General features: G+C 50.9%; 24 protein-coding genes. 7 read left to right on the top strand and 17 right to left on the bottom strand.

The window, feature by feature from the left end; genetic code table 11:
• The first annotated feature begins 136 nt into the window (after window positions 1-136).
• The gene (yrfG, locus tag AC53GJ_RS01165) at window positions 137-805 is read left to right on the top strand and encodes a GMP/IMP nucleotidase (protein ID WP_496730724.1); all 669 of its coding nucleotides are present in this window, start codon (window positions 137-139) and stop codon (window positions 803-805) included.
• A gap of 73 nt (window positions 806-878) precedes the next feature.
• Here yrfG and AC53GJ_RS01160 read toward each other — a convergent pair whose 3' ends face one another.
• The 12 genes from AC53GJ_RS01160 to gspC all read right to left on the bottom strand — a co-directional run bounded on the left by AC53GJ_RS01160 (window position 879) and on the right by gspC (window position 12,327).
• A complete protein-coding gene (locus AC53GJ_RS01160; RefSeq protein ID WP_496730723.1) occupies window positions 879-1,637 on the bottom strand; it encodes a type II secretion system protein N in 759 nt (252 codons plus the stop codon).
• Window positions 1,638-1,709: 72 nt separating this feature from the next.
• Entirely contained in the window at window positions 1,710-2,174 is a 465-nt protein-coding gene (locus AC53GJ_RS01155) for a type II secretion system protein M (RefSeq protein ID WP_496730722.1), read from the bottom strand.
• On the bottom strand, window positions 2,171-3,382 hold the full coding sequence (gspL, locus tag AC53GJ_RS01150) for a type II secretion system protein GspL (RefSeq protein ID WP_496730721.1): 1,212 nt from the start codon (window positions 3,380-3,382) through the stop codon (window positions 2,171-2,173). Before gspL ends, AC53GJ_RS01155 begins: the two co-directional genes overlap by 4 nt.
• On the bottom strand, window positions 3,379-4,485 hold the full coding sequence (gene gspK / locus AC53GJ_RS01145) for a type II secretion system minor pseudopilin GspK (RefSeq protein WP_496730720.1): 1,107 nt from the start codon (window positions 4,483-4,485) through the stop codon (window positions 3,379-3,381). The genes gspL and gspK overlap by 4 nt, the downstream gene beginning before the upstream one ends.
• The gene (gene gspJ, locus AC53GJ_RS01140) at window positions 4,485-5,087 is read right to left on the bottom strand and encodes a type II secretion system minor pseudopilin GspJ (RefSeq protein WP_496730719.1); all 603 of its coding nucleotides are present in this window, start codon (window positions 5,085-5,087) and stop codon (window positions 4,485-4,487) included. Before gspJ ends, gspK begins: the two co-directional genes overlap by 1 nt.
• Window positions 5,080-5,460, bottom strand: coding sequence for a type II secretion system minor pseudopilin GspI (gene gspI / locus AC53GJ_RS01135; RefSeq protein ID WP_496730718.1), 381 nt, complete (start codon window positions 5,458-5,460; stop codon window positions 5,080-5,082). Before gspI ends, gspJ begins: the two co-directional genes overlap by 8 nt.
• Window positions 5,450-6,136 carry a prepilin-type N-terminal cleavage/methylation domain-containing protein gene (locus AC53GJ_RS01130; RefSeq protein ID WP_496730717.1) on the bottom strand — a complete coding sequence of 229 codons (687 nt, stop codon included), beginning with the start codon at window positions 6,134-6,136 and terminating at the stop codon, window positions 5,450-5,452. Before AC53GJ_RS01130 ends, gspI begins: the two co-directional genes overlap by 11 nt.
• Window positions 6,136-6,570 (bottom strand): type II secretion system major pseudopilin GspG, encoded by a 435-nt coding sequence (gspG, locus tag AC53GJ_RS01125; protein ID WP_496730716.1) that lies wholly within the window; start codon window positions 6,568-6,570, stop codon window positions 6,136-6,138. The genes AC53GJ_RS01130 and gspG overlap by 1 nt, the downstream gene beginning before the upstream one ends.
• Before the next feature lie 4 nt (window positions 6,571-6,574).
• Window positions 6,575-7,798: a type II secretion system inner membrane protein GspF gene (gene gspF, locus AC53GJ_RS01120; RefSeq protein ID WP_496730715.1), complete on the bottom strand. Its 1,224-nt coding sequence runs from the start codon at window positions 7,796-7,798 to the stop codon at window positions 6,575-6,577.
• Window positions 7,798-9,297, bottom strand: a complete 1,500-nt coding sequence (gene gspE / locus AC53GJ_RS01115; protein WP_496730714.1) for a type II secretion system ATPase GspE — start codon at window positions 9,295-9,297, stop codon at window positions 7,798-7,800. Before gspE ends, gspF begins: the two co-directional genes overlap by 1 nt.
• Window positions 9,298-11,400: a type II secretion system secretin GspD gene (gene gspD, locus AC53GJ_RS01110; RefSeq protein ID WP_496730713.1), complete on the bottom strand. Its 2,103-nt coding sequence runs from the start codon at window positions 11,398-11,400 to the stop codon at window positions 9,298-9,300.
• A 24-nt stretch (window positions 11,401-11,424) separates the two neighbouring features.
• Window positions 11,425-12,327, bottom strand: a complete 903-nt coding sequence (gspC, locus tag AC53GJ_RS01105; protein ID WP_496730712.1) for a type II secretion system protein GspC — start codon at window positions 12,325-12,327, stop codon at window positions 11,425-11,427.
• Window positions 12,328-12,558: 231 nt separating this feature from the next.
• Between gspC and hslR the strand changes: the two genes are divergently transcribed.
• The 3 genes from hslR to AC53GJ_RS01090 all read left to right on the top strand — a co-directional run bounded on the left by hslR (window position 12,559) and on the right by AC53GJ_RS01090 (window position 15,718).
• Entirely contained in the window at window positions 12,559-12,972 is a 414-nt protein-coding gene (gene hslR, locus AC53GJ_RS01100; RefSeq protein WP_496730711.1) for a ribosome-associated heat shock protein Hsp15, read from the top strand.
• A gap of 7 nt (window positions 12,973-12,979) precedes the next feature.
• On the top strand, window positions 12,980-13,831 hold the full coding sequence (hslO, locus tag AC53GJ_RS01095) for an Hsp33 family molecular chaperone HslO (protein ID WP_496730710.1): 852 nt from the start codon (window positions 12,980-12,982) through the stop codon (window positions 13,829-13,831).
• A 348-nt stretch (window positions 13,832-14,179) separates the two neighbouring features.
• A complete protein-coding gene (locus AC53GJ_RS01090; protein WP_496730709.1) occupies window positions 14,180-15,718 on the top strand; it encodes a phosphoenolpyruvate carboxykinase in 1,539 nt (512 codons plus the stop codon).
• A 125-nt stretch (window positions 15,719-15,843) separates the two neighbouring features.
• Here AC53GJ_RS01090 and envZ read toward each other — a convergent pair whose 3' ends face one another.
• A complete protein-coding gene (gene envZ, locus AC53GJ_RS01085) occupies window positions 15,844-17,181 on the bottom strand; it encodes a two-component system sensor histidine kinase EnvZ (protein ID WP_496730708.1) in 1,338 nt (445 codons plus the stop codon).
• A complete protein-coding gene (gene ompR, locus AC53GJ_RS01080) occupies window positions 17,182-17,907 on the bottom strand; it encodes an osmolarity response regulator transcription factor OmpR (RefSeq protein WP_496730707.1) in 726 nt (241 codons plus the stop codon). It lies immediately after the preceding gene.
• A 274-nt stretch (window positions 17,908-18,181) separates the two neighbouring features.
• Between ompR and AC53GJ_RS01075 the strand changes: the two genes are divergently transcribed.
• From AC53GJ_RS01075 to AC53GJ_RS01065, 3 genes are all read left to right on the top strand, one after another.
• A complete protein-coding gene (locus AC53GJ_RS01075) occupies window positions 18,182-19,495 on the top strand; it encodes a mechanosensitive ion channel family protein (RefSeq protein ID WP_496730706.1) in 1,314 nt (437 codons plus the stop codon).
• Between the two features lie 59 nt (window positions 19,496-19,554).
• Window positions 19,555-20,040: a transcription elongation factor GreB gene (greB, locus tag AC53GJ_RS01070; protein ID WP_496730705.1), complete on the top strand. Its 486-nt coding sequence runs from the start codon at window positions 19,555-19,557 to the stop codon at window positions 20,038-20,040.
• A 287-nt stretch (window positions 20,041-20,327) separates the two neighbouring features.
• Window positions 20,328-22,643, top strand: a complete 2,316-nt coding sequence (locus AC53GJ_RS01065; protein WP_496730703.1) for a Tex family protein — start codon at window positions 20,328-20,330, stop codon at window positions 22,641-22,643.
• A 101-nt stretch (window positions 22,644-22,744) separates the two neighbouring features.
• On the opposite strand, the gene AC53GJ_RS01060 is transcribed toward AC53GJ_RS01065, so the two are convergent.
• The 3 genes from AC53GJ_RS01060 to bioH form a co-directional block, all read right to left on the bottom strand.
• Entirely contained in the window at window positions 22,745-23,725 is a 981-nt protein-coding gene (locus AC53GJ_RS01060) for a putative metalloprotease CJM1_0395 family protein (RefSeq protein WP_496730702.1), read from the bottom strand.
• 8 nt (window positions 23,726-23,733) lie between these two features.
• Complete coding sequence (locus tag AC53GJ_RS01055) at window positions 23,734-24,048, bottom strand: excinuclease ATPase subunit (protein ID WP_496730701.1); 315 nt, start codon at window positions 24,046-24,048, stop codon at window positions 23,734-23,736.
• 124 nt (window positions 24,049-24,172) lie between these two features.
• Window positions 24,173-24,943, bottom strand: a complete 771-nt coding sequence (gene bioH, locus AC53GJ_RS01050) for a pimeloyl-ACP methyl ester esterase BioH (protein WP_496730699.1) — start codon at window positions 24,941-24,943, stop codon at window positions 24,173-24,175.
• Window positions 24,944-24,967 lie beyond the last annotated feature (24 nt).

Below are 24,967 nucleotides of genomic sequence, written 5' to 3'. Positions count from 1 at the left end.
TGCCTCTGCTACAATGCATTTTCTGCGCCCTACTATACCCAATCGCCAGCCAAATGGACACGGGGAAAGGCGTCAATCCGGCGTTGTCTGTCACCCCAGCAGCGCAGCGCAACTTCAGCTTAAACAGGACTTCGTTATGCTTGACTGGTCAGCAATTGACACTGTGTTACTGGATATGGACGGCACGTTGCTGGACCTGCATTTTGATAATTATTTCTGGTTGCAGCATTTACCCAAACGCTACAGCGAAATCAGCGGCACCTCACTGGACGACGCCAAAGCTATGCTCAAAGCAGAATACGATGTGCTGCAGGGCAAACTGGAGTGGTATTGTCTGGATTATTGGGGCAAACGTCTGCAATTGCCGATCACTGAGCTTAAACGGGAAGTGATGGATAAAATTGCCATGCGCGCTGATGTGCCGGCCTTTTTGCAAGCATTACAAGACAGTGGCCGCCAGGTGGTGCTGGTGACCAATGCCCATCCGGATAGCTTATCACTGAAAATTGAAAGAACTGAATTAGCGAGTTATATCAGCCAGTTAATTTCGACCCACGAATTTGGTGTCACCAAAGAACAGCAACAACTGTGGCAACAATTACAACAGCGGCTTGGCTTTGATCCGGCCCGCACCTTGTTTGTCGATGACAGCTTGCCTATTTTGCAAGCCGCCGCTGATTTTGGCATTCGCCATCTGCTGGCCGTAGCCAACCCGGATAGTCAGCTACCGACCAGGGACATCCGCGACTTTGCCGCCATCAGTGATTATTCGGTGTTACTCGCAGATATCCGCGCTGCGCGTTAAAGGAGCGAGTGGACAGAGTCAGCAGGTAGGCCTGCTGACTCTGCTGTCATTCACGCTCTGATCCATGCACGGCTTAACGCTGTAATTGCCCTTGCAAATTCAGCGGGAAACGGCCAGCCGCATCCGCTTGCCCGACAAACTGCATCGCCTGATGCACTTCTTTTGGCATGCTGGCGTCAGGCTTTAAACTACCACTGAGCCGATAGCTATCGGCCAGCAATTCGGCTTTCACCAATAAGCCCAGTGGATTACCATCACTGGTCTGTAAACTGAGATTGCCGTCAGCGCAAGCCAGGGTGGCATCAATGGCAGCTAAATCAATCCAGCCTGAAGGGGTTTTAAACCTGGCCTGCTGCCAGCTGGCATTACCAGTCGCAGCCTGACAATAAGGTAAACCACTTTGGTACTGCTGCAAATTAATCACCAGCATGCCACTGGCATCAACCGGCATTGGCAATTGCAGCTGGGACATCAGCCCGGACATTGGCAATCTGAGCACCGACTGAGTGACAGTGACAGCGCCTGGACTAAGCTCGGCCTGTAATTTCAGGTAAGGCTGGTCCTGATCTTTTAATTCCCCGCCACTGAGCAACAGGCCCAACTGACCACGCCACAGCGAACTGAGCTGTAACTGCCAGCTTAATTGCGGCAAATACCAGGCTCCTTGCTGCACGCCCTGAATTTGCCCCGACCATAAAGTGCCACTGACAGGACCTAGCTGCACACTGGCAGGCAGCGAGACTAACTTCAGCCACAGACTGGCTGGTGTCAGGATCAGACAAAACAGCAGATAGGCCAGAATACCGCATCCCCACAACATTGATTTTTTCATGTTAACGCTTCGCACCCGCCAAAATTGCCGCCATCAGTTTGCTGATGGCGCTGTAGAATATCGTCATTCGCATTATTCAATCACCAGTCGTCGTACCCGCACTGTCCCTGGCACATCCGCTGCAGCCACTTCAAACTGTACCAACCGCAAGCCATGCTGATATTGCAATTGATGTAACCAGCTTAATAACGGCTCAAAAGGCACATCTTCCAGTGAAAGCTGCAATTGTTCGTTCTGTGGCTGCATCCGGCTGACCTGAATATTAAATTCACGCGAGCTTTGTGAAATCACTTCAGTCAGGCTGCTGTTACTGCGCACCGTCGTGCCGGCTTGACTGAGCTTAGGCAGCTGCGCTTGTAACCAGACCAATTGTTGTTGCGCCGTCTGCACTGCCAGTTGCTGGCTTTGTCGGCTCTGGTGCAAGGGCTGCCAGACCAACCAGTAAAAAGCGCCAATGGTTAACACCATGGCAGCCATACTCAGCAACTGTTGTTCGCGCTGTTGCAGTGAAGCCCAATAAAGTTGCCATTGTTTCATGATTTACCCCGCAGGCTGATTGTGCCTTGCACTTTGCCGCCAATATTACTCAACGCACCTTGTTCAACCTCAAACCCTTGCTGCTGCAACTGGGTTTTTAACTGCTCAAAACTCTGAAAACCTGCCGCGGTGGCCTGAAACTTCAGTTCAGCTTTGCGGCCATCAAAGCGCAGGTTATCCAGAATTAACTCCGGTTGTTGCGCCAGCAGTGGCTGGACTTTGCTGAGCAAGCCTAAGAAACTCTGGTTCGGATCGCCGCCACCAGCGGCCGCTAACTTACGCTGCACCTGCCGGGTTAAATTTACCACCCGCTCAGTTGGAAACTTGCTTTTGTACAGGGTGGTCGTTTGCGCCCTGAGCTGCTCAGCCTGACGCTTAAACTGCCAGGCTTCCAATGCCACCGATCCCAGATACAGCACCAGCGTAGCACCAGCCAATAAAATGCTTTGTTGCCATTGTTGCCAGTGTTTATTCTGTGGTTTTTTCGGCGCGTACTCACCTTGTAACAGGTTAAAACTCTGCGCCGGTAATTGCCGGGCCAATAGTGCTAAGGGTAATTCTGCCGGTGCCAGTTGATGCGGCTGTAACAGATGCTCAGGCCAGGGGCTGTAACTCAGCACTGAAGGCAGCTGCAACAACGCCAGATAATCAGACCACCAGTTTTGGTCGACACAACTGACTTGCCATGGCCCTTGTTTCAACAGCCATTGTGACTGGCTGTGACCTTGTGCTGCCAGTTCGATTGCTACCGGCTGATGTTCCAGTTCTGGCAACAACAACGCATCCGGCAACATGCGCTGCACGGTAAAACCAGCTTGCTGTAACCAATCCAGCCATTGTTCCAGCCGTTGCCGGCTGAGCACCGCGACCTGTTGTTGATACTGTTTGTCCTGCTCCAGCGTTTTAGCTGGCAGGATCAATAACTGCTCAATATCTTCCGCCTGATCTTCTTCCAGCATAAAAGGCAGCGCCTGCAACAGCTGCCGATTCGGTTTACCAGGTAACGGCACTGTTTTGAGGATCACATCACAGGCCGGTACCAACGCAGTGACAGGGCGATGACCCAGCCGCTGTGCTAAAGCGGGCAGTTCAGTCGCTTGTGCCAACCGGCCAGAAGCAATGACTTCTTCCGACAATACCGACCACACCAGCCAGTCCACTGCTTGTTGCTCCGTACTGCCGAGCCGAATTATTAATTGTTCATTCACCCTGGGCCTCCAAAGCGCCGAGCGACCACTTGTACTGCTTGATTGTCATCAACTCTGAATACTGAGGTCAATTTAAAACTGCTGTCTGGCAACTGCACTGTCAGTTCAGCCTGAAAATAACGGGAACGGATATCAAACATGGCTTTGACACTGGCTGGCACCGACAATGCCGATAGCTGACTGCTGCTCCAGAACTCATCGACATTGTTATAGCCTTTCTCCGGTCTGCTGTTGATCAAATCCACCGCCGCATCCTGTTGCAAACCGGGAATTAACGCCGCCAGTATCGGCGCCTGCTGCTCGCTGATGGTATTCACATTCAGTTGCAATAAGTCTTGTTGCGGGATCACACAGACCAGCGGTGCCACCATGGCATAATCTGCGGCGGTCATATCCAGCAACAGCCGTAACTCCGATTTACTCACCATCAGGCTGTTGGCACTGTAATAAGGAAATTCGAGGCCGGCATAATCATTTTCTTCGGCGCCACCGGCATTTTGCAACACATTATCACTATCCAGCCAATCGGTCAGACGCACGGCCAGATATTCGGCCGGCATCGAAAGTTCGGGCGCCGACTGCTCCAGTAAACGCCTAAAAGCCAGTTGCGCCGGCAATTGCGGTTTGCCATCCGGGCCTGGCGTGCCATTTGCCTCGGTATTCACTGGCGGCTCTGTACCGGTTTGCTCCGCTTGCCCGCGTTGTGGATCCTCAGGCTGACCAGGCTGAGCGGCAGGACGACCATTATTGTTATTTGCCAACTGCTGCGGTTTTTGCAGCGAATTCAAATTAAAACAGCTTTGTAAATCCGTCAGAGTGCCACTGATAGTGCCTTGTTCAACCGGAAAGGTTGCCCCTTTCGCCGCCCAATCCTGGCTTAGATTGACATTGTCTTTGCCCACAGCCGTGCGTTTGAGCAAACGTCTGGAAAACTCTTCGGCGCCAAGCGCCAGCCATAATGCCTGTTGCCGGTCTTGCAGATTGATCTGACGTTGCAGTTGCAGTTGTAACCGGCCACTCATGCCGACGGCTATCACCACCACCAGCGCCACCACCATCATCACCGCAATCAGCGCCACACCTTGTTGCTTGCGAGCTTGCATCAGGTTAACCCCGCTGGTAGGGTAAATATGCGTTCAATCTCGCCGCTTGTCGGTTGCTGCAGGGTGAACTTCAGCGCTTTCGGGTACTTTTGCTGATTCCAGCTGTCCTGCCAGACCCCTTCGGCATCTAAAAACATCACTTTAAAACCATCAATGTCTTCAAGCAGCAACTGCACTTGCGGTTCGGTGCCCGTCACTGCATCCGGATATAAATAAAACAGTCGTTCTAACCGGCGTTCTTTTAACCGGTAGCCAACCAATTGCACTTCGCTGCGGGCTAACACCATGCCAGGATTGGTCCAACCGGCATGGCTGAACGAAATACCGCCATCATCACTTTCCAGCCAGTTATTGCCACCGGCCAGTAAGACTTTATTTGGCGCTTCGCCATTGACCCTGATCTGGCGTGGGGTGATCTGCCACAGATCGCGGTCCAGCAACATCATCACTTGTTGCAGCCGTTGTAATCTTTGCATCGCTTGTTGCGACGCACTATCACTGCGGGTGACACTGTCCAGCACAGCCACAGAAGCCAGGCCGACCAGGGCAAAAATTGCCGTGGCTAACAACATTTCGATAAAGGTAAAACCACGGTTATTCATCGGCTTTACCTATAAAAGTCTGCAAACTGTACAGCACCCGCGCCGGTTCATCAGCCGGACTGACTTTGACTGTCAGTTGGCGAAATTCCGGATCCAATGTTTCAGCCGCTTGCAGCTGCCACAACCAGCGCCGGTTGGCCATCGTCACTTCGCCCTGACTTTTGGCTTTGGGCGGCCAGGTTTTATCCAGTTTGACTTGCTGCAACTGATTTTCGGCAATAAAACTGACCACTGTCATTTCTTCCAGTTGTGTCACAGCCCGAATATGCTCACTGGTTGCCCGCATCACCGCCACGCCGGCAATGGCAAAAATCGCCATCGCCACCAACAGCTCCAGTAAAGTAAAACCTGCTTGCCGGCCTTTAACGATCACGGCTCACCTCAGAACGTTCCAGTGGAATACTGAACACAGCTTTCAATTCCTGCCGCCACACGGGTCTATCGCTTTGTTCGCTGATACTGAGCAAAAACGGCGTAATTTCGCCAGACGACAGAATAAACACTTGTGGCAGACGGGGATCTCTTTTTTGTCTGGGCAAGGTTTCAAAACCGGTCGTCAGCTGCGGCTGACCGGTTTTTTCGGCTTGCTGCTGTTGTTTTTCCTGCTGTTTTTTCTGTGCTATCTCATCAAAACTGTTTTCTTCAAACAAGGCATCTTCTTCATCGTCTTGCCATTCAACCTGACTGAGTAAATTACCTTCACTCCATTCCAGGCCTTCCAACTCTAACTCGACGGCAAAACCAGCCGGGAACTGGCGCGGTCTTAACGCTTTTGGCTGGCTGATGCTATGCCATTTGTCGTCTTTAAACAGCATAAAACGATAGCCTTCGGCATTAATAAACAAGCCCAGTTCCTGCTGCTTCAGCATGGCGGTTTCAGACGCCAGTTGGATCAGTTGTTGTAACTGTTCGGTTTCTTTACTCAGCCGTTGATCCCGGCTGTCGCCGCTAAAACTGACCACCACAGATACCGCCAGCATGCCGATCAATAAAATGACCAGCAACACTTCCACTAAAGTGAAACCTTGCCGCGGTAACCGGGTTGTCATCAGTTTTGCTGCTCTGGATTATCCTGGCTCCAGTTGCCGATATCATCTTCGGTGCCCGCGGTGCCATCAGGCCCCATCGAAAACACATCAATTTTGCCCATTTCGCCCGGGCTGACCAACTGATAGTCGCCATTCCATGGATCTTTCGGCAAACGTTTAACATAACCACCATCCGGGAACGAACGTGGCATTGGCTCGGTGGTCACTTGACTCACCAGCGCTTGCAGGCCTTGTTCAGTGGTCGGATAAAAGCCATTGTTCAGCTTGTACATATCCAGGGCATTTTCCAGTTGCTGCACGTCCACAGTGACTTTTTGCAAATCGGCTTTTTCCTTGTTCCCCATCAGGTTAGGTACCACCATACTGGCGATAATGCCCAGGATCACGATCACCACCATCACTTCTAATAAAGTAAAACCACGTTGTTGTTGCATTGACTTAACCCCCTCCAACTAAATTATTTAACGCTAAAATCGGCTGCAAAATCGCCAGCACAATAAACAGCACCATTCCTGCCATCACCGAAACCAACACAGGTTCAAACACCTTCAGTGATACTGTCACTAAGGTCTCAAATTCCCGGTCCTGCGTATTTGCAGCTCTTTCCAGCATGCCGTCGAGCTGACCACTTTTTTCACCGCTGGCAATCATATGCAACATCATCGGCGGAAAAAGTTTGGTTTGATCCAACGAACTGCGTAACGAAGAGCCTTCACGCACCCTTAAAGTTGCTTCCGCAAGAGATTGTTTCATATAAGTATTATCCAGTACATCTGTACTGATCCGCATCGCTTCTAACAGCGGTACCGCACTGGCGTTTAAAATACTTAAAGTGCGGGCAAAACGAGCGGTATTCAGACCACGACTGACTTTCCCCAGCATGCCGGCCCTAAGCACGATACGATCATATTTCAGGCGGAATTCCGGCTTTTTCAGCGCGCGTTTGAACATCACGATCGCCAGAAACATCGCCAGCACGACGAACAGACCATAATTGCGCAGGAAATCACTGGCCGCGATCAAAAATAACGTCGCGCCCGGTAAGCTCTGGCCCATGTGGGAGAATTGCTCGACAATTTTTGGCACCACAGCAGTCAGCAAAATACTGATCACCGCCACGGCAAAAAATGACAAAATCGCCGGATACAACAAAGCCTGCATAATCTGACTACGCATATGCTGACGCTGTTCGGTGTAATCGGCTAATCGGTTCAGCACTGCGTCCAGGTGACCGGATTTTTCACCAGCCGCCACCATAGAGCGATACAAATGATCAAACACATAGGGGAATTCGGCCAGACCTTCGGCCAGACTGTACCCTTCCACCACTTTAGACCGCACTGACATCATCATGCTTTGCAAGCGTGGTTTTTCACATTGTTCTGCCACGGCCTGCAAGGCATTTTCAATTGGCAACGCCGCTTCCACCAGCGTGGCGATTTGCCGGGTGATCAGGGCTAAATCGCTGGCACTAATGCCACGGGCAAACCAGTTACGACCACTGGCCAGCATTTGTTCCTGTTGCGTTGCCAGTTCCAGACTGACGGGTGTCAGCTTTTGCTCACGCAAAATTTGCCGGGCATGCCTGGCATTATCCGCCTCCAGCACACCCTTGCTTTTGCGGCCACGCGCATCCAGCGCCTGATATTCAAATGCTGCCATTATGCGTCCTCACGGGTAACCCGTAATACTTCCTCCAGCGTGGTGACACCAAGCAACACTTTGGAAAAACCATCCTGGCGAATACTGGGGCTTTGGCTTCTGACGTATTTTTCAATACTTTGTTCGCCTTTGCCGTTATGGATCAGCTCGCGGCAATACTCATCGACCACTATCAGTTCGTGGATACCGGTCCGGCCGCGATAACCGGTCTGGTTGCATTGTTCACAACCGACAGCCCGGTAAATTTTCTGCTCTTCTTTTTTCTGGATGCCGAGTAAGGCCCGTTCTTCTTTATCCGGTTCATGCGCTTCTTTGCAATGCGGGCATAAAGTTCTGACCAGGCGTTGTGCCAGCACGCCAAGTAAACTGGAAGATAATAAAAACGGTTCCACCCCCATATCCTCTAACCGGGTAATGGCACCAGAAGCAGTATTGGTGTGTAAGGTGCTTAGCACTAAGTGACCGGTCAAACTGGCCTGCACCGCGATCTGGGCTGTTTCCAAATCGCGGATTTCACCGACCATCACCACATCCGGGTCTTGTCGCAGAATAGCCCTTAAGCCACGGGCAAAGGTCATATTCACTTTGGTGTTGACCTGAGTCTGGCCTATACCTTCCAGTTCATATTCAATTGGATCTTCCACCGTCAGAATATTGCGATCCTTGGTATTAATATCGGTCAGACCGGCATACAAGGTGGTGGATTTACCGGACCCCGTCGGTCCTGTCACCAAAATAATGCCGTGTGGTTTTAAAATCAGTTTGGCAAAATTTTCCTGCACCGACAGCGTCATGCCTAAGTCTGCCAGATTCAGGTGTGAATTGTTTTTATCCAGTAACCGCAACACCACCCGCTCACCATGGCTGGAAGGCATGGTCGATACCCGCACGTCCACAGCGCGACCAGCGATCCGCAAGCTGATCCGGCCATCCTGCGGCACCCTTTTCTCGGCGATGTCGAGTTTGGCCATCACTTTGATCCGTGATACCAGCAAACTGGATAACTTCCGGTTTGGCTTGAGCATCTCACGTAAAATGCCGTCGATGCGAAACCGCACCACCAGCGCTTTTTCAAAGGTTTCAACGTGAATATCGGAAGCGCCTAACTTGATGGCTTCCCCGAGCATGGCATTGATCAGTTTGATGATAGGTGCATCATCTTCGTTTTCTAACAAATCTTCCGTTTCCGGAATTTCATCGGCCAGTGACGCTAAATTCACTTCATTGCCAATATCCTGCATGATCTGCTGTGCTTCGCTGGAATCACGCTGATAGGCGGCTTCCAGCATAGCTTCAAATTCAACCGCCGATAGCTTATGCAGCACAAAAGGCGCCGCCAGCACCCGCCGCACTTCTAATAATGCCGCCGCCTGAGTGCCGGGATGGATCAACAACTGCCAGCCGTCCGGTTGGGCTTGCAACAACACGCCATGGCGCTTGGCAAAACCAAAGGGTAACCGGATCTTTGGACTGGCCAGTTCAGGTGCCAGTACCGTCATTTATTGTTGCTCCTGCGACTTCGGCTGTTGCTTAAGAGGATCAATCTGATCCAGCCTTTGCTGAATTTCTGGCGGCAGTTCGCGCTCCTGACCCCAGACCGGGATTGCCGGTGTTTCAGTGTTTGGCATCAGGTTAATACCATCCTCTTGCTGAATCAGCTGATTGGCACGCATATAGTTGTATTTACGCTGACTGACTTCGCTCATCACACCACCATCACGGATAATGGTCGGGCGGATAAAGACCATCAGATTACGTTTTTTCTTCTCTGATTTATTCGAGCGGAACAATTGGCCAAGCAACGGAATATCTCCCAGCAACGGCACTTTAGACACGCTTTCCTGCACATCTTCGTCAATCAGACCGCCGAGCACCACGGTCGCGCCATCATCGGCCATCACTGTAGTTTTGATTTCTCTTTTACTGACGATAGGGTTGCCTTCAATTTCGCCAGCCCGGCCGGACACTTCCTGTTCAATCATCAGCTTGACCGCATTGCCTTCGTTAATTTGCGGTGTGACCTTTAACTTGATACCAATCTCCAGCCGATCCAGGGTGGTGAATGGGTTGGTGCCACCCTGACCTGGGCTGGTGGTGGTTTTAATTGGGATTTCTTCACCGACAATAAAATAGGACTCTTGGTTATCCAGCGTGGTGATATGGGGCGTCGCCAGAATATTGGAGTTACTGTCGCTGGACACGGCTTGTAAAATTGCACCCCAGTCATTTTTGACAAAACCCAGCATAGCGCCATTCAAGCCACCCAAGGCTTCACCGAGTTTGGTATAGTCGCCTGGTGTCGATGGATCTTGCACTGTGGTGCTAGGCACGCCCGGAATGGTCGATTGCACCACTCTTGGCGGCGGGGTAATTTTACGTGCCGACGCAGCAGCTGCTGCCACGGACGTGATAGGGGTACCAGCGTTAGTAAACTGTTGCATGCCGCCTTCAGCGCTGATCCACTGCACGCCAAGATTAATGCCCGCGGTTTCACCAACTTCAACGATAATAGCTTCGACCAGGACCTGAGCCCGGCGCACATCAATTTGCCGAATCACATCTTCCAGACTGCGGATCATATCTGGTTGTGCCGTGACAATAATGGAATTACTTTCAGCATGACTTTCAATGCTGATATCGCGGTTGCTACCACTGCCACCACGACCACCGCCCTGAGCGCCAGCCTGGCCTTGCGCCGGTGCTGCAGCTGCAACCATCGAATTACTGACGCCCTGCAACACCTTGACTAAATCTTCGGCTTTGGCATATTTCAGATAATAGACCCGGGTATTGCCCAGACTTTCCTGTTCGGCGTCCAGTCGTTTCACAATATCAGCGGCTCGTTGCCGTGCTTGCAGCTCGCCCGAAACCACCACACTGTTGGTGCGTTCATCTGCGACAATTTTTGGGATTAAAAATTCCGGCTGCTGATCGCCTTGCCCTTGTTTTTTATAGATGTTTTCCAGAATTCTGACAATTTCAGACGCCGAAGCAAACTTCAGCCGGATGATTTCGATGTCCTGATTACCGGCTTTATCCACCCGCTGGATGATATCCACCAGCCGGTTTACCGCTTCGGCCTGGCCTGTCATCATAATGACGTTGGATGGATCATAATGCACCACATGACCACCACCCGACTGATCAGTAAACTGGCGCAATAACGGCGCTAACTCACGGACTGAAACGTTTTTCACCTGCACCACGCGAGTGACCATTTCGTCGCCGATACCGCTGTTGTTATCGCCAACCACCGGGATGTTGGAGGTTTTGGCATCTTTTTGCCGCACCACTTTGAGCACACCACTTTTCATTTCCACCACTGAGAAGTCATAAACTTCCAGCACGTTTAAGAAAAACTGGTAATACTGGGCTTCGTTCAGCATTTCATAGCTGCGGACGTTAATCCGGCCCCGCACTTGCGGGTCGACGATGATGGTTTTGTTTAAATTTTTACCGACAATATTAATGAATTCATTAATTTCGGTGCCTTTAAAATTTGGTTGGTATTCAACAGCTGCGGCGAAAAAACTCAGCAGCGTTAAAGAGCCTGCACCCAACCAGGCCAGCAATGCCGGACGACGGATAAACTTTAAATTCATTGAAGGAGAACCATTATTTGCTGATTATTGTTGCGACAGGCTAAACAGAACATCTTTAATTTCACCGTCACGTTCCACTTTGATTGAGGCTTCTTTTGCCTCGCGTAATTCATTGATCACGCCATAAGCCTGCTGCATATCATTCAACCGCACCCCGTTGATTTCTATCGCAACATCATTCGGCATTAAGCCCATCCGGGCGAATAACTCCGGATCTTTACCGGGTAATAACGCATAGCCGTACATCTGGCCATTGCGATGCCGTGGTGTCACCCGAATGTAATCAAAAAATTTTGCCGGTTCGGCCAGCATTTCTCGCCGCATGCTGGCGATATCCATTTGGATTGGGCTGACTTCCATCGGTTCAGGTTGTGGCCCGACATCGTTCGTCACTACAGTGCCGACAGCGGCATTTTCATCACTGAGGCGCTGATATTCCACACCATCCAGCATCAGGGTTTCAAACCGGCCAGCCACCTGTAATAACACCCGGTCTTCCAGCACTTGTTTCAGCACTGCAGCTGTACCTTCGATTTGTTCATCCACCGCATACACTTGCTCCACCCCATTATTCTCAATGATGGCGGTGCCTTGTTCTGGTTTTAACCTGGTCGCGACCACCCCGGTCAGCTTTAAATTCAGACTGGTTTGCGGCGCATCGGTCAGCACAGGTTGGGCGACAGCAACCTCCTGCTTAGCCTGATAACGGCCAAACAAGGCGGCAGACTGCAGTTGTTCCAACGAAGGTGACTGATTGGCGGCTTGCGTATTGGCGGTGGTGGTGGCAGCTAAGATGGCAACTGGCGGTGTGAATTGTTGCCACAATGACCAGGTCAGCCGGGCTGCCAGCAAAGCCAATAGGATCACCAGCACCAAGCTGAAAATGCGATTTAATGTTGTCACTGGCAAGCGTTGGTAAAGAGTCACGGGAAGCTGCTGCCAGTCAATTTGTTTAAGCGTAAACCTGTTCATGAAGTCTGTTTCTAATCTCAGTCAAATTTTATCTTACTCAGTTGAACGCCTATCAACAAGGGTGGCATGAAAATTTACCAAATAATAACAAGGTATCGTCGCCACAACCAGACGTGCACCACACAGCTGCTGGAGGCCAGCTATGCTTTATGCTATGTTCGCGTCAGGATGCATGAGGTAACTACTGTGGCACAAACGCAAACCGGACATCAACATACCACAGCCATATTACGATTAGATAAATGGTTGTGGGCCTGTCGTTTTTATAAAACCCGCGGTCTGGCAAAAGACATGATAGACGGCGGTAAAGTTCAGTATAATGGTCAACGTTGTAAAGCCAGTAAAACGGTGGAGCTGGGCGCAACCATCCGCCTGACGCAAGGTACCGATGAAAAAACGGTGATCGTCAGGGCTTTATCCGAGCAAAGGTTATCGGCACCGCTGGCGCAGCAACTGTATGAAGAAACAGCCGAAAGTATCACAATGCGGGCTGAGCGCGCAGAATTACGGAAGTTAAACCTGCTATTTGCGCCTCATCCTGACACTAAACCTGACAAAAAAATGCGGCGACAGCTGTTGCTGCTGAAATCTCAACAATGAGGGTGTTATGAGTTCGTCTGATCAACTGGTCCGGTTTTTGTTCCGCGAAAAAGATGTGCGCGGAGAAATAGTCAAAGTTGCTGCCAGCCTGGATTTGATGCTGCAAAATCATCAATATGCCCATCCGGTGAAACAATTGCTGGCTGAACTGGTCGCAGCAACCAGTCTGCTGACGGCCACACTGAAATTTGAAGGCAATATTGCTGTGCAAGTGCAAGGTGATGGCCCGGTCCGTTTTGCCGCCGTCAACGGCAATAACCAGCAGCAGTTCCGTGGCGTGGTGCGGATGCAAAGCGAAATTCAGGGTGACAGCTTTATCGATCTGATTGGCCAGGGTTTTTTACTGGTCACTGTCACGCCGGAGCAAGGCGAGCGTTATCAGGGCGTGATCCCGGTCACTGGCAATAGCCTGGCCGAAACGCTGGAAGCTTATTTTAATCAGTCAGAACAACTGCCAACCCGCATTTATCTGCATACCGATATTCAGGCAGAACACAGTCAAGCTGCTGGTTTGTTATTACAGGTACTGCCGGTTGATCAGGACAAAGCGAAACAGGATTTCGCCGAGCTGGAAACCCTGACCGACACTGTCACTGCCGAAGAATTGCTGCAACTGACGCCGGAAGACATGTTATACCGTTTATTCCATCAGGAAGTGGTGGAATTATTCCCGGCACAGCCGATTGAATTTGTCTGTGGTTGCTCCAGAGAAAAATGCGAATCGGCGATTATCAGCTTAGGCCAGACCGCCATTGAAGAGCATATCGCCGAAGGCAAGCTGGATATCAGCTGCGAATATTGCAATACCACTTACACCTTTGATGCCAGCGCGCTGGTTGAGTTAGCGCATAAGTTCTGACGTTAGCGAGTGACGACCGGCACGCCATGTGCCGGTCTGGCGAGCTTTGTTTGCGTCTGGTGATGCACCCTGTTGGTTTTTCGGACAATTTTTGCAGCCGAAACTGAAAGCAGACAACACAACATCCAACCACCAACACCAATGCTGCATATATTCCCGCCAAACTCAGCCTTTTCAAGCCAATTAATGCATAAAAATGCACTGCAAAACGCATGATAACTGCATAGCCCGCTTTTTTAGCAGAAATGCATGAAGAATTTGTCGCCGCTTGCACAGTTCTGCGGTAGAATGCGCTGAAAGTATACACCTACGACAACACAACTCTGTACCCCAAGGAGTCAGCTGATAATGACCGCTCAATCTATTCGCCATGTCGATTTAACAGTAGCAGATTTAGTCGAACACGCCGTACGCCGCCAGGAAGGCATTTTGGCCGATAACGGCGCATTAGTGGTCAAGACGGGTCACCGCACAGGTCGTTCACCAAAAGACCGTTTTATCGTCAAAGAAGCCAGCACTGAACAGGATATTCAGTGGGGCAATGTGAACCAGCCGGTTTCGGCCGAAGTCTTTAATGCGCTGTGGGATAAAGCCGCTACTTATCTGTCTGATATTGAACATTTTGTCTCTCACTTGGAAGTGGGTGCAGATCCTGAACATTACCTGCCGGTCATAGTCCAGACTGAAACTGCCTGGCAGCATGTGTTTGCCAAAAACCTGTTTATCACCCCAGAGCGCTGGAATGTTGCTGACAAAGCTCCATGGCAAATCATCAACGTGCCAGGTTTTGCCTGTGTGCCTGAACGGGATGGCACTCATTCTGACGGTACCGTGATGATCAACTTTGCTGATCGCAAAGTGTTATTAGCAGGCATGCGTTACGCCGGCGAAATGAAAAAAGCCATGTTCTCAGTGCAGAACTTCCTGTTACCAGCCAAAGGCGTGTTACCGATGCACTGCTCTGCCAACGTTGGTGATGAAGGCGATGTCACTTTATTCTTTGGTCTGTCTGGCACCGGTAAAACCACTTTATCCGCCGATCCAAAACGCAATCTGATTGGTGATGATGAGCACGGCTGGGCCCCTGGCAGTGTGTTTAACATCGAAGGTGGTTGTTACGCCAAATGTATCGACCTATCGAAGAAGAACGAACCTGTGATTTGGGATGCGATCCGTTTTGGTACTATCCTGGAAAACGTCGTACTGGATGCCAACCGCACGCCAGATTACAAAGATGCCAGCCTGACGCAAAACAGCCGCGCCGCTTACCCGTTAGCCCACGTTGAAAAACGCGTGCTGGCAAATCGCGCCGGTGAACCTCGTGCTGTGGTATTCCTGACGTGTGACGTCAGTGGTGTGTTACCACCAGTGTCGGTATTGTCAGAAGAAGCTGCTGCATATCACTTCTTAAGTGGTTACACCGCCAAAGTAGGTTCCACTGAAATTGGCTCTACTTCAGCCATTGAATCGACTTTCTCTACTTGTTTTGGTGCGCCATTCTTCCCACGTCCGGCCGGCGTTTATGCTGAATTGCTGATCAAACGGGTGCGTGAATTTGGTAGCAAAGTCTATCTGGTGAATACCGGCTGGACCGGCGGTCCGCATGGCGTTGGTCAACGTTTTGCCATTCCGGCCACCCGCGCCATTATCGACGCTATTGTGTCTGGCGAACTGGCCAAAGTGGACACTATCCATCTGCCACAGCTGAACCTGAATATTCCGGTGGCCGTGCCTGGCGTTGACAGCAAGCTGTTAAACCCACGCGATACCTGGGCAGACCAGGCGCAATATGATGAATACGCGGCTAAACTGGCGGCTGAATTTGCCAATAACTTCAAGAAATATGATGTGTCTGAAGCTATCCGCAATGCCGGTCCAAAAGCCTGAACGCTGATGCTTTTGCAGTAACATTGCAATAAAAAAATCCGCCACGGCGGATTTTTTTATTGCTGTCGCCAGCATCTTTACCCTGCGCCAATCGCCCAGCACTGAGCACAGTGACAAGCCTGAGTTTAAACCTGCGCTTGCTTGCTTTTAGCCGTTGTTTTTTGTTTCAGCGGCAAATACACAGTGGCCACCAAACCGCCAAAGGCATGGTTATGCAACGTGATTTCACCATGGTGCATATCGACAATTTTCTTAATAATCGCCAAACCCAGCCCAGAACCTGCGCTGCCACGGGCGGTATCCCCCTGGGTGAAAGGTTCAAACATCTGTGCCATCTCAGTTTCAGGAATACCAGGCCCATGGTCCCGCACTTGCAAATAAACCCGCTGACTGCCTTTTTCGTAACCGGTACTGACCTCAATCACCCCTTCCGAATACTTAAAGGCATTTTCCAGCAAATTGGTCAGTACCCGCTTAATTGCAATACGGCGCAGCGGTACCTGAGGCAAATAACTGGCCAGTTCAGTCTGGATTTGTCGCTGCTGTAACCGCTCGGCGCCTACCTGCTCCAGCACTAAAGTATTTAAATCCTCCTCACTGGGCGTTTCTTCCTTGTGGTGCCGGATGTAATCAATAAACTGGTCGATAATAGCATTCATATCATCGATATCATTGGCAATGCCGTCGCGGATCCAGCTGTCAGGCTCACTCATCATTTCACTGGCCAGCCGGATGCGGGTCAATGGCGTGCGCAAATCGTGTGACACCCCGGCCATCAATAAGGCCCGGTCTTTTTCCAGTTGTTTGATGCCCTTGGCCATATGATTAAAAGCCCGGGTTACCGCAATAATTTCGCTGGAGCCCACTTCCGGCAGTGGCTCTGGAATATCACCACGGCCCACTCTGAGCGCCGCCTGCTGTAAGCCCTGCAATGGCCGGTTTAATTGCCGGGCAAACCACCAACCGCCTGCCACACTGAGAAAACCAATCAGCAAAATATAAATTTGCAGCGGTTTAAAATCGGTTTCATTCAGCCCGCTGAGCGGGATTTTTACCCAGTATTGCGGTGCCTGCGGCGGTCGCACCCAAAAGGCAAAACTTTGTTGCTGTTCAATGCGGACTTCCGCTGGTCCGCCCAATTCCCGCGACATTTCATCGGAAAAATAAGGATAATGCATCGCCTGCGCCAGCCCTTGCTGCAGCGCCTGACTCTGGTTATAGACTTCGATGCCGGTCGCCTGCTGAAATTTGCGCGTCAGTTCTTCTGACAAACCGGCACTTTCGTCCCCTACTTCGATAAAAACCACTTTAATTTGTTTGGCGATCAGGTGAGTGGTTTGCTGCAAACTGGGGCTGATCACATAAACCACCACCAGAAAATAAGAAACCAATTGATTGATTAGTAACAAAAAACCAATCAGAAACACCGTTTTACCAAAAGCACTTGCCGGTAAAAAACGCATTTATCCGGCGACACCATCGGGTACAAACACATAACCCAGGCCCCAAACGGTTTGGATATAACGTGGATTGGCCGGATCATCTTCAATCATCCGCCGCAGCCTTGACACTTGTACGTCGATACTACGCTCCATCGCCGAATAATCACGACCACGTGCCATATTCATCAGTTTATCGCGCGATAACGGCTCCCGGGCATGACTGACCAGCACTTTGAGCACGGCAAATTCACCACTGGTTAGCGGCATCAGTTGATCGTCTTTTTTCATCTCGCGGGTGGCCAGGTTAAAACTGAATGGGCCAAATTTCACCAGCGTTTCTTCCTGCGTCGGCGCGCCCGGCACATCTTTGGCTTTACGTCTGAGCACAGCCCGGATCCGCGCTAACAGTTCGCGTGGATTAAAGGGTTTCGGCAGATAATCATCAGCGCCCATTTCCAGACCAATGATGCGATCCACTTCATCGCCTTTGGCGGTCAGCATAATGATTGGGATTTCGTTTTCCTGTTGGCGTAATTTACGACAAATGGATAAACCATCTTCGCCGGGTAACATCAGATCCAACACCAGCAAATGGAAATTTTCCCGTTCCATCAACCGCGTCATTTGCTCAAAATTGGCGACACTGCGTACAATAAAGCCTTGTTCAACCAGATAACGCTCCAGTAAAGCCCGCAGTCGCATATCATCGTCGACCACTAAAATTTTTGTTGTTTCCTGAGTTTGCATCTTTTTGGTCTCTGCCACAGAATTGGTTTCACTATAAACCAAAAAATGCAGTCGTCGATCGGCACACTGTGCTTTCTGTGTTACAAATCATTTCTGCCACTGTCGCTGCTCAATGGTTGCCGTAACTCGCCAACTGGCAGCTGATTTACTTTAAAAATCATACTGTTTTGTTTTAACTTGCCAGTTAAACCCGGAACAAGTCTGCCAGCAACTACAGCTTTTTTGGCCAGTTTTTGCTACTGTAGCTGTATCTTTATTTCGCATGACTGCCGCTATGCCACAGTTGTTACAACCTTTACTGCAACCAGCAGAACGTTTTTTAGCTCAGCCGAATTTTCTCTGGCAACTTGGCATTATTCTGCTGACCAGCCTGCTCAGTGGCTGGCTGAATCAACGCCTGAGCCGTATCTTGATCGACGATGGCCGCAACAAGCTGCGCCATGTGGCACTGCGGGGTTCGCAACGGATTTTTTTCCCTTTTTCGCTGGCATTATGCTGGTGGCTGGCAGCTGAAATCATGACCAACCTACAGCTACAGGCATCCTTGCTGCATTTGCTGCAGCCTTTCGCCCTAGCGCTTGGGGTGATCCGGCTGTTGGTGTATATGCTGCGCAAAGCCTTTAGCGACAGTCCCTTGCTCAAGACCCTGGAGCCATTGATTTCCACCTTCATTTGGCTGGTGGTGGTGCTGCACCTGGTCGGCTGGTTGCCGGCAACCCGCGCCTTGCTTGACCAGATTGCCCTGACTATCGGCAGCAGCCGTATTTCTTTATTGATGGTGATGGAACTGCTGATGCTGGTGACGGCTGCTTTTACCATTTCACTGTGGCTGGCTGATCTGATTAATCTGCAGGTAAAAAAATCACGCAGCATCAGTCCCAGCATGCAAGTGGGGCTGGCTAAATTCAGTAAATTTTTCCTGGTCACTGTGGCTTTTTTAGTCGCGCTCAATGCTGCCGGCATCAATATGAGTTCACTGGCGGTATTTGGTGGTGCCTTAGGGGTCGGCTTGGGTCTTGGCCTGCAGCGGATTGCTTCCAACTTTATCAGTGGCTTTATTCTGGTATTGGACCGCTCGGTGAAACCCGGCGATTTGATCACAGTCGGCGAGAATTTTGGCCGGGTGGAGCAACTGAATGCCCGTTATGTTGTGCTGCGCAACCGGCAAGGGGTCGATTCGTTGATCCCAAACGAACATTTAATCATCAACGAAGTGGTGAACTGGAGTTATGCCGATCCAAATGTCCGGTTAGATTTGGATGTGCAGGTCAGTTATCAGGATGATCCGGAGCAAGCAATGGCCTTAATACTGGCCTGTGCCCATGCTTCCCCCAGGGTGCTGCAACAACCTGAAGCTTCAGTGCGGCTGCTGGCCTTTGCCGACAACGGCATTCATTTGCAACTGAGGGTCTGGATTGCCGATCTGGAAAACGGCCGTGGCGCGGTGAAATCCGATATCAACCGAGCGATTTGGCATAGTTTTAAACAGCATGGCATTAGCTTCCCTTATCCACAACGCGATTTACATTTGAAATCTGGCTGGCCACTGCCAAACCAGCCAACGTCAGGGCCACAGTCGCAACCCTAAGCAGCGGCGATCAGCATAGCCAGTCCGTCAAATCTATGACCAAGCAGCAGGATATATCTTTGAGAACCGATTTAATTACCCGCGAGGGTTTTGACAAATTAACCAAAGAACTGAACCATTTATGGCGAGAGTACCGGCCTGAAATCACCCAAAAAGTGGCCTGGGCAGCTAGTTTAGGCGACAGATCCGAGAACGCAGACTACAAGGAAAATAAGCGTTTACTGCGCCAAATCGACTCCCGAATTCGTTTTCTGCGCAAGCGGTTAGAGGTGCTGAAAGTGGTCGAATACTCGCCGGTGCAGGACGGTAAAGTGTTTTTCGGTGCCTGGGTCGAGATTGAAAATGAACAAGGTGAGGTGCTGAAATTTCGCATCGTGGGCCCGGACGAGATTTACGGCCGCAACGATTATATTTCCATCGATGCACCGATGGCACGGGCTCTGCTGAAAAAGGAAATTGACAGTGAAGTGCTGGTGAAAACCCCGACCGGTGAACATCTGTGGTTTGTGAACAACATTAGTTATCAAGGACCAGACGCTCGCTAAGCACTGCTGCAAGCGTCTTGCCATCGGTCTGGTCTAAGCGCCGACTGTTGACAGGCATAGTCCCACAAGCTGTGAGTGAGCTCAAACAACAAGCCCCCTCATCAAGCCGCCACAGTGTTCGACAGCTCGCGGTAAGGCGGTGGCACGGCAAATCGTCCTGCTGATCGCAATTGCGAACAACAGCATTGGATTTTTTGCCGCTGAAGATAGACAATACCGGTTATCAGCATAGTGACCCCAGTCGCTTGGTCGGAATGACCATGCCAGACTTCAAGGAATATAAAAGTATGTCATTGATTGTCAAACAAATCGCTCAGGAAATTTCGGCACGCGCCGAACAGGTGGCCGCTGCGGTCGCCTTACTGGATGAAGGCGCCACAGTGCCTTTTATCGCCCGTTACCGCAAAGAAGTCACTGGCGGGCTGGATGATACCCAATTACGGATGCTGGATCAGCGGTTAACCTATTTACGTGAACTGGAAGATCGCCGTCAGGTGATTTTGAAAACCATTCAGGAACAAGGCAAATTAACCGCCGAGCTGGAGCGGGATATTCTGGCCGCCGACAACAAAACCCGGTTGGAAGATTTATATCTGCCTTACAAAGCCAAGCGCCGCACCAAGGGTCAGATTGCGATCGAAGCCGGTTTATTACCGCTGGCTGACGCCTTACTGGCGGATCCAGATCTGGCGCCGGACACAGCTGCCGCTGCTTACCTGAACCCCGAAGCCGGTTTTGCCGAGGCAAAAGCAGTGTTAGATGGCGCCAAGTATATTCTGATGGAACGTTTTGCTGAAGATGCCGACTTACTGGCGAAATTACGCCGCCATTTAGCCCAGCATGCCGTACTGAAAAGTACGCTGGTGGCAGGCAAAGACACTGAAGGTGCTAAATTCCGTGATTATTTTGAGCACAATGAAGCCTGGAAAAATGTGCCGTCTCACCGCGCACTGGCGATGTTCCGTGGTCGCAATGAAGGTGTACTGAATCTGCAATTACAGCCAGATGCAGATGAATCCAATGCCCACGCCAACTGCGAACAAATGATCGCCAGTCACTTTAATTTACGCCAGCAAAATCGCGCCGGCGATGCTTTTATGCGCACTGTGGTGCAATGGACCTGGAAAGTAAAACTGCATCTGCAACTGGAAAATGATCTGCTGGGGGAACTGCGGGAAAAAGCTGAAGTGGAAGCTATCGCCGTATTTGCCCGTAATATGAAAGATTTATTGATGGCGGCACCAGCCGGTATGCGCGCCACCCTTGGCTTGGATCCTGGCCTTCGCACTGGTGTTAAAGTCATCGTTGTCGATGAAACCGGTAAACTGGTTGCCAACAGCACAGTTTTTCCACATGCACCACAAAACTTGTGGGACAAATCGGTGAAAACACTGGCGGCCTACTGCAAACAATTCAAAGTGGAATTGATCGCGATCGGCAACGGTACGGCTTCGCGTGAGACTGATAAACTGGCGGCGGATGTGATCCGGCTGTTGCCGGAGATGCGTCTGACCAAAGTCATGGTGTCAGAAGCCGGCGCTTCAGTGTATTCAGCTTCAGAACTGGCGGCGCAGGAATTCCCACAATTGGATGTGTCGCTGCGTGGGGCTGTGTCTATTGGCCGCCGCTTACAGGACCCACTGGCTGAGCTGGTGAAAATTGAACCCAAAGCCATTGGTGTTGGCCAGTACCAGCATGATGTCAACCAGAGCCTGCTGACGAAATCACTGGATGCTGTGGTCGAAGACTGTGTCAACGCCGTTGGGGTCGATTTAAATACCGCTTCAGTGCCGTTATTGGCACGGGTGGCTGGCCTGAATAAAACCCTGGCGCAGAATATCGTGTTGTACCGCGATACCAATGGCCGTTTTATGCAACGCAAAGATTTGCTGAAAGTGCCACGGCTCGGACCTAAGGCCTATGAGCAGGCGGCCGGTTTCCTGCGTATCAACAATGGCACTAACCCACTGGATGCGTCTGCCGTGCATCCGGAAGCTTATCCACTGGTCGAAAAAATTGTCAGCCAACAGCAAAAGTCAGTGGCTGACATCATCGGCAACAGCAGCTTCTTAAAGAGCATAAATCCGGCCGATTTTGCCGATGAACATTTTGGCATCCCGACCATCAGCGATATCCTGAAAGAGCTGGATAAACCGGGCCGGGATCCAAGACCTGAGTTTAAAACCGCAAACTTTAAAGATGGCGTGGAAAAACTGTCCGATCTAAGCCCAGGTATGCTGCTGGAGGGTGTGATCACCAACGTCACCAACTTTGGTGCTTTTGTCGATATCGGTGTGCATCAGGATGGCCTGGTGCATATCTCTTCGCTGACCGATAAATTTGTCAGTGATCCACATCAGGTGGTGAAAGCTGGTGACATCGTCAAAGTCAAAGTACTGGAAGTCGAAGCCGATCGGAAACGGATTGCCTTGACCATGCGGCTGGATGAACAACCACAGCCAAAAAGTGCGGCCAGCAAAGATGGCAGCAAAACCAGCAATTATGCGGCTAAACCTGCAGCCAAAGCAGCAAAAGCTGTCGATAACAGTAATGCGGCGATGGGCAATGCTTTTGCCGCAGCGCTGGCTAAGCTGAAAAAATAACGTTCTGTCCGGCCAGACGGGCAATGACTGAGCAAAACAACAACGCCATCAATCTGATGGCGTTGTTGTTTTGGTTTATGGCTGGTTTCGCGCCGTCGCTGTCAGACCATTTGTAATAACGGTCGTTGTGATGGCTGGGTGGCATGGGCATAAAAACCTGCAATTACATCGGTGCGTTGCTGCATTTCAGAGTTGACCGCCAGAGTCCGACGTTCAGCCTGCGCCCTGTTGTTGGCATCGCTGTTTGCTGCCACCAGCGCCGACTCAGGATCAGGTTTCACCAAATCAGAAGAGGGTAATAATTCGGTCAGCGGTAATTCCAGCCGGCCTGTGATGTCATTAAATGATAATTCAGGTTCCTCAGCACCGTCCACAGCTGATGCTGAACCAGACTCGGTCTGCAGCGCTGCTCTGGCCAGCTCAGCCTGGGCTTCACTGATATTACGGCTAGCTTCAGCAGCAATTTGCCGGTCAGCGCCCGACGGTTGTGCCGGCGCCAGTGCTGCAGCTTTCACTTGTTGCATCTTGGCGATAGTGGCTTGTGGATCATCCGGTACCACAGATACATCAATTTGAACTTCACCGCCAATGGCGTATTTTTGGCCATCAGGCCCGGTCTGGAAAGTATAAGAAGGACTGCCAGCCAATTGCCCACCCACGCTTGCATGTGCTTGCTCATGGATTTTAACTTCAGCATCCCGTTGTTTCAGCTCAGCAATCATCGCTTGTTCTGCTGCCAATTCAGCTTCAGAACCTTTGCTCTGCCGGCCCCGTTGTTCAGATCCTTCGCCCTGCTGACCAGATTGCGACTGACCTGAATCTTCGTCTTGCGGCTGCCGGCCTTCCACCGCTTGCTTTAATTCAGTACCCCGGTTTTTGCTTTCATCACTATAAGTGAGGCCAACTTGCGAGCTATGATTGCGGCTTTTATCTTCGGAAATCACCCCTTTTTCTGCCTGACCGCGCTCAGCCGAAGCCACAGGCTCAATGATGTCCCGTTTCAGATTGTCACGCCGAGCCTGATCGACAGCAGGATTGCCGATATAAGGACTGACGCTTGGATAGACTGAAATCACTGACATAACAGCACTCAGACTCTGATATCAATCACCGAGCCTAACACCTGATCGGCAGTTTCGATCGAGCGCACATTGGCTTCAGCATTACGTTGTTCGGCTGTCAGCTGCACCAGGCTTTGTTCGAGCGATGGCGTGGCTCCTTGGGTTTCAGCCACTGGCGGCGTTTGCGCACTACGATTACGTTCGGCTGCAGCAGTGTCCTGCGCATTTTGCAAACGTTGCTGATTGGTGGTTTCGCGATTGATATTGACGCTGGCTTCAGTGATCCCGTTGGAGGCACGTTGCAACCCCAGTGCACCTGAGGCGTAGGCAGATTGTATTTCCATGGTGGATCTCCGGCTGATAGCAATAATGGCTAAATTCTAGCCAGATCATGCCACGAGCTCAAGCAAATCAAACAAAAAGCGGCAAATAATTGCCGCTTTTTGTTTATGCTTTGGCCGCCAGACTTTACAAGGGCTCGCTATCAGCCTGGTTCAACTTGCTAAACTTTTGGATCCACTCAATAAATTCTGCCGGATGGGAAATAAATGGTGCGTGTGAGGCTTTGGGTAAAATCTGCAATTGCAGCTGTGGTAAGTCTTGTTGTAGCTGCGACAACATAGCAACAGGTACCAGAGAATCCAGTTTGCCAAAACAGCCTGCCACCGGCTGACGTATTTGCGCCAACCGAGGCCGAAAATCAGTCTCGGTCAGAATATCCAGCGCCGCCAGCAACACCTCAGCCCGGGGTAAAGGTAAGGCCAGCACGGCCTGTTTCAGCACTTTAATATCTTGCCTGGCCGTAGCGCTGCCCATGGCCTGGATTGCCAGAAAACGTTCCACCGTTAAAGGTAAATCACGGGTCAGCGCCGAAGCAAACTGTTGGATCACTGCACTTGCCATCCCAGGCCAGTCAGGTTGTGCCAGAAAACAAGGCGAGCTGGCCACCCAGCCAAGCGCGGCCACTTTTTCCGGATAATCCAGCGCCAGCTGCGTCGCCACCAGCCCACCTAACGACCAGCCGACCACCACAGCGCCCGCTGGAATTGCACTGGCAAGTTGTGCCGCGATAGCACTGAGCTGATAAGGCTCAGGAAAATGCTGACTGGCAGTGCCGAAACCAGGTAAGTCCGGCGTCAACACGATAAAATCGGCACTCAGCAACGGGACTAACTGTTGCCAGACGCCCTGATTGACGCCCCAACCATGTAATAACACCAATGGAATTTTACGCGTCACACTATCCTCGACCATACTGGTTAA

This window comes from Rheinheimera sp. B2H12 (genome assembly GCF_059620065.1).
This window is presented reverse-complemented; position numbering and strand designations above follow the sequence as displayed.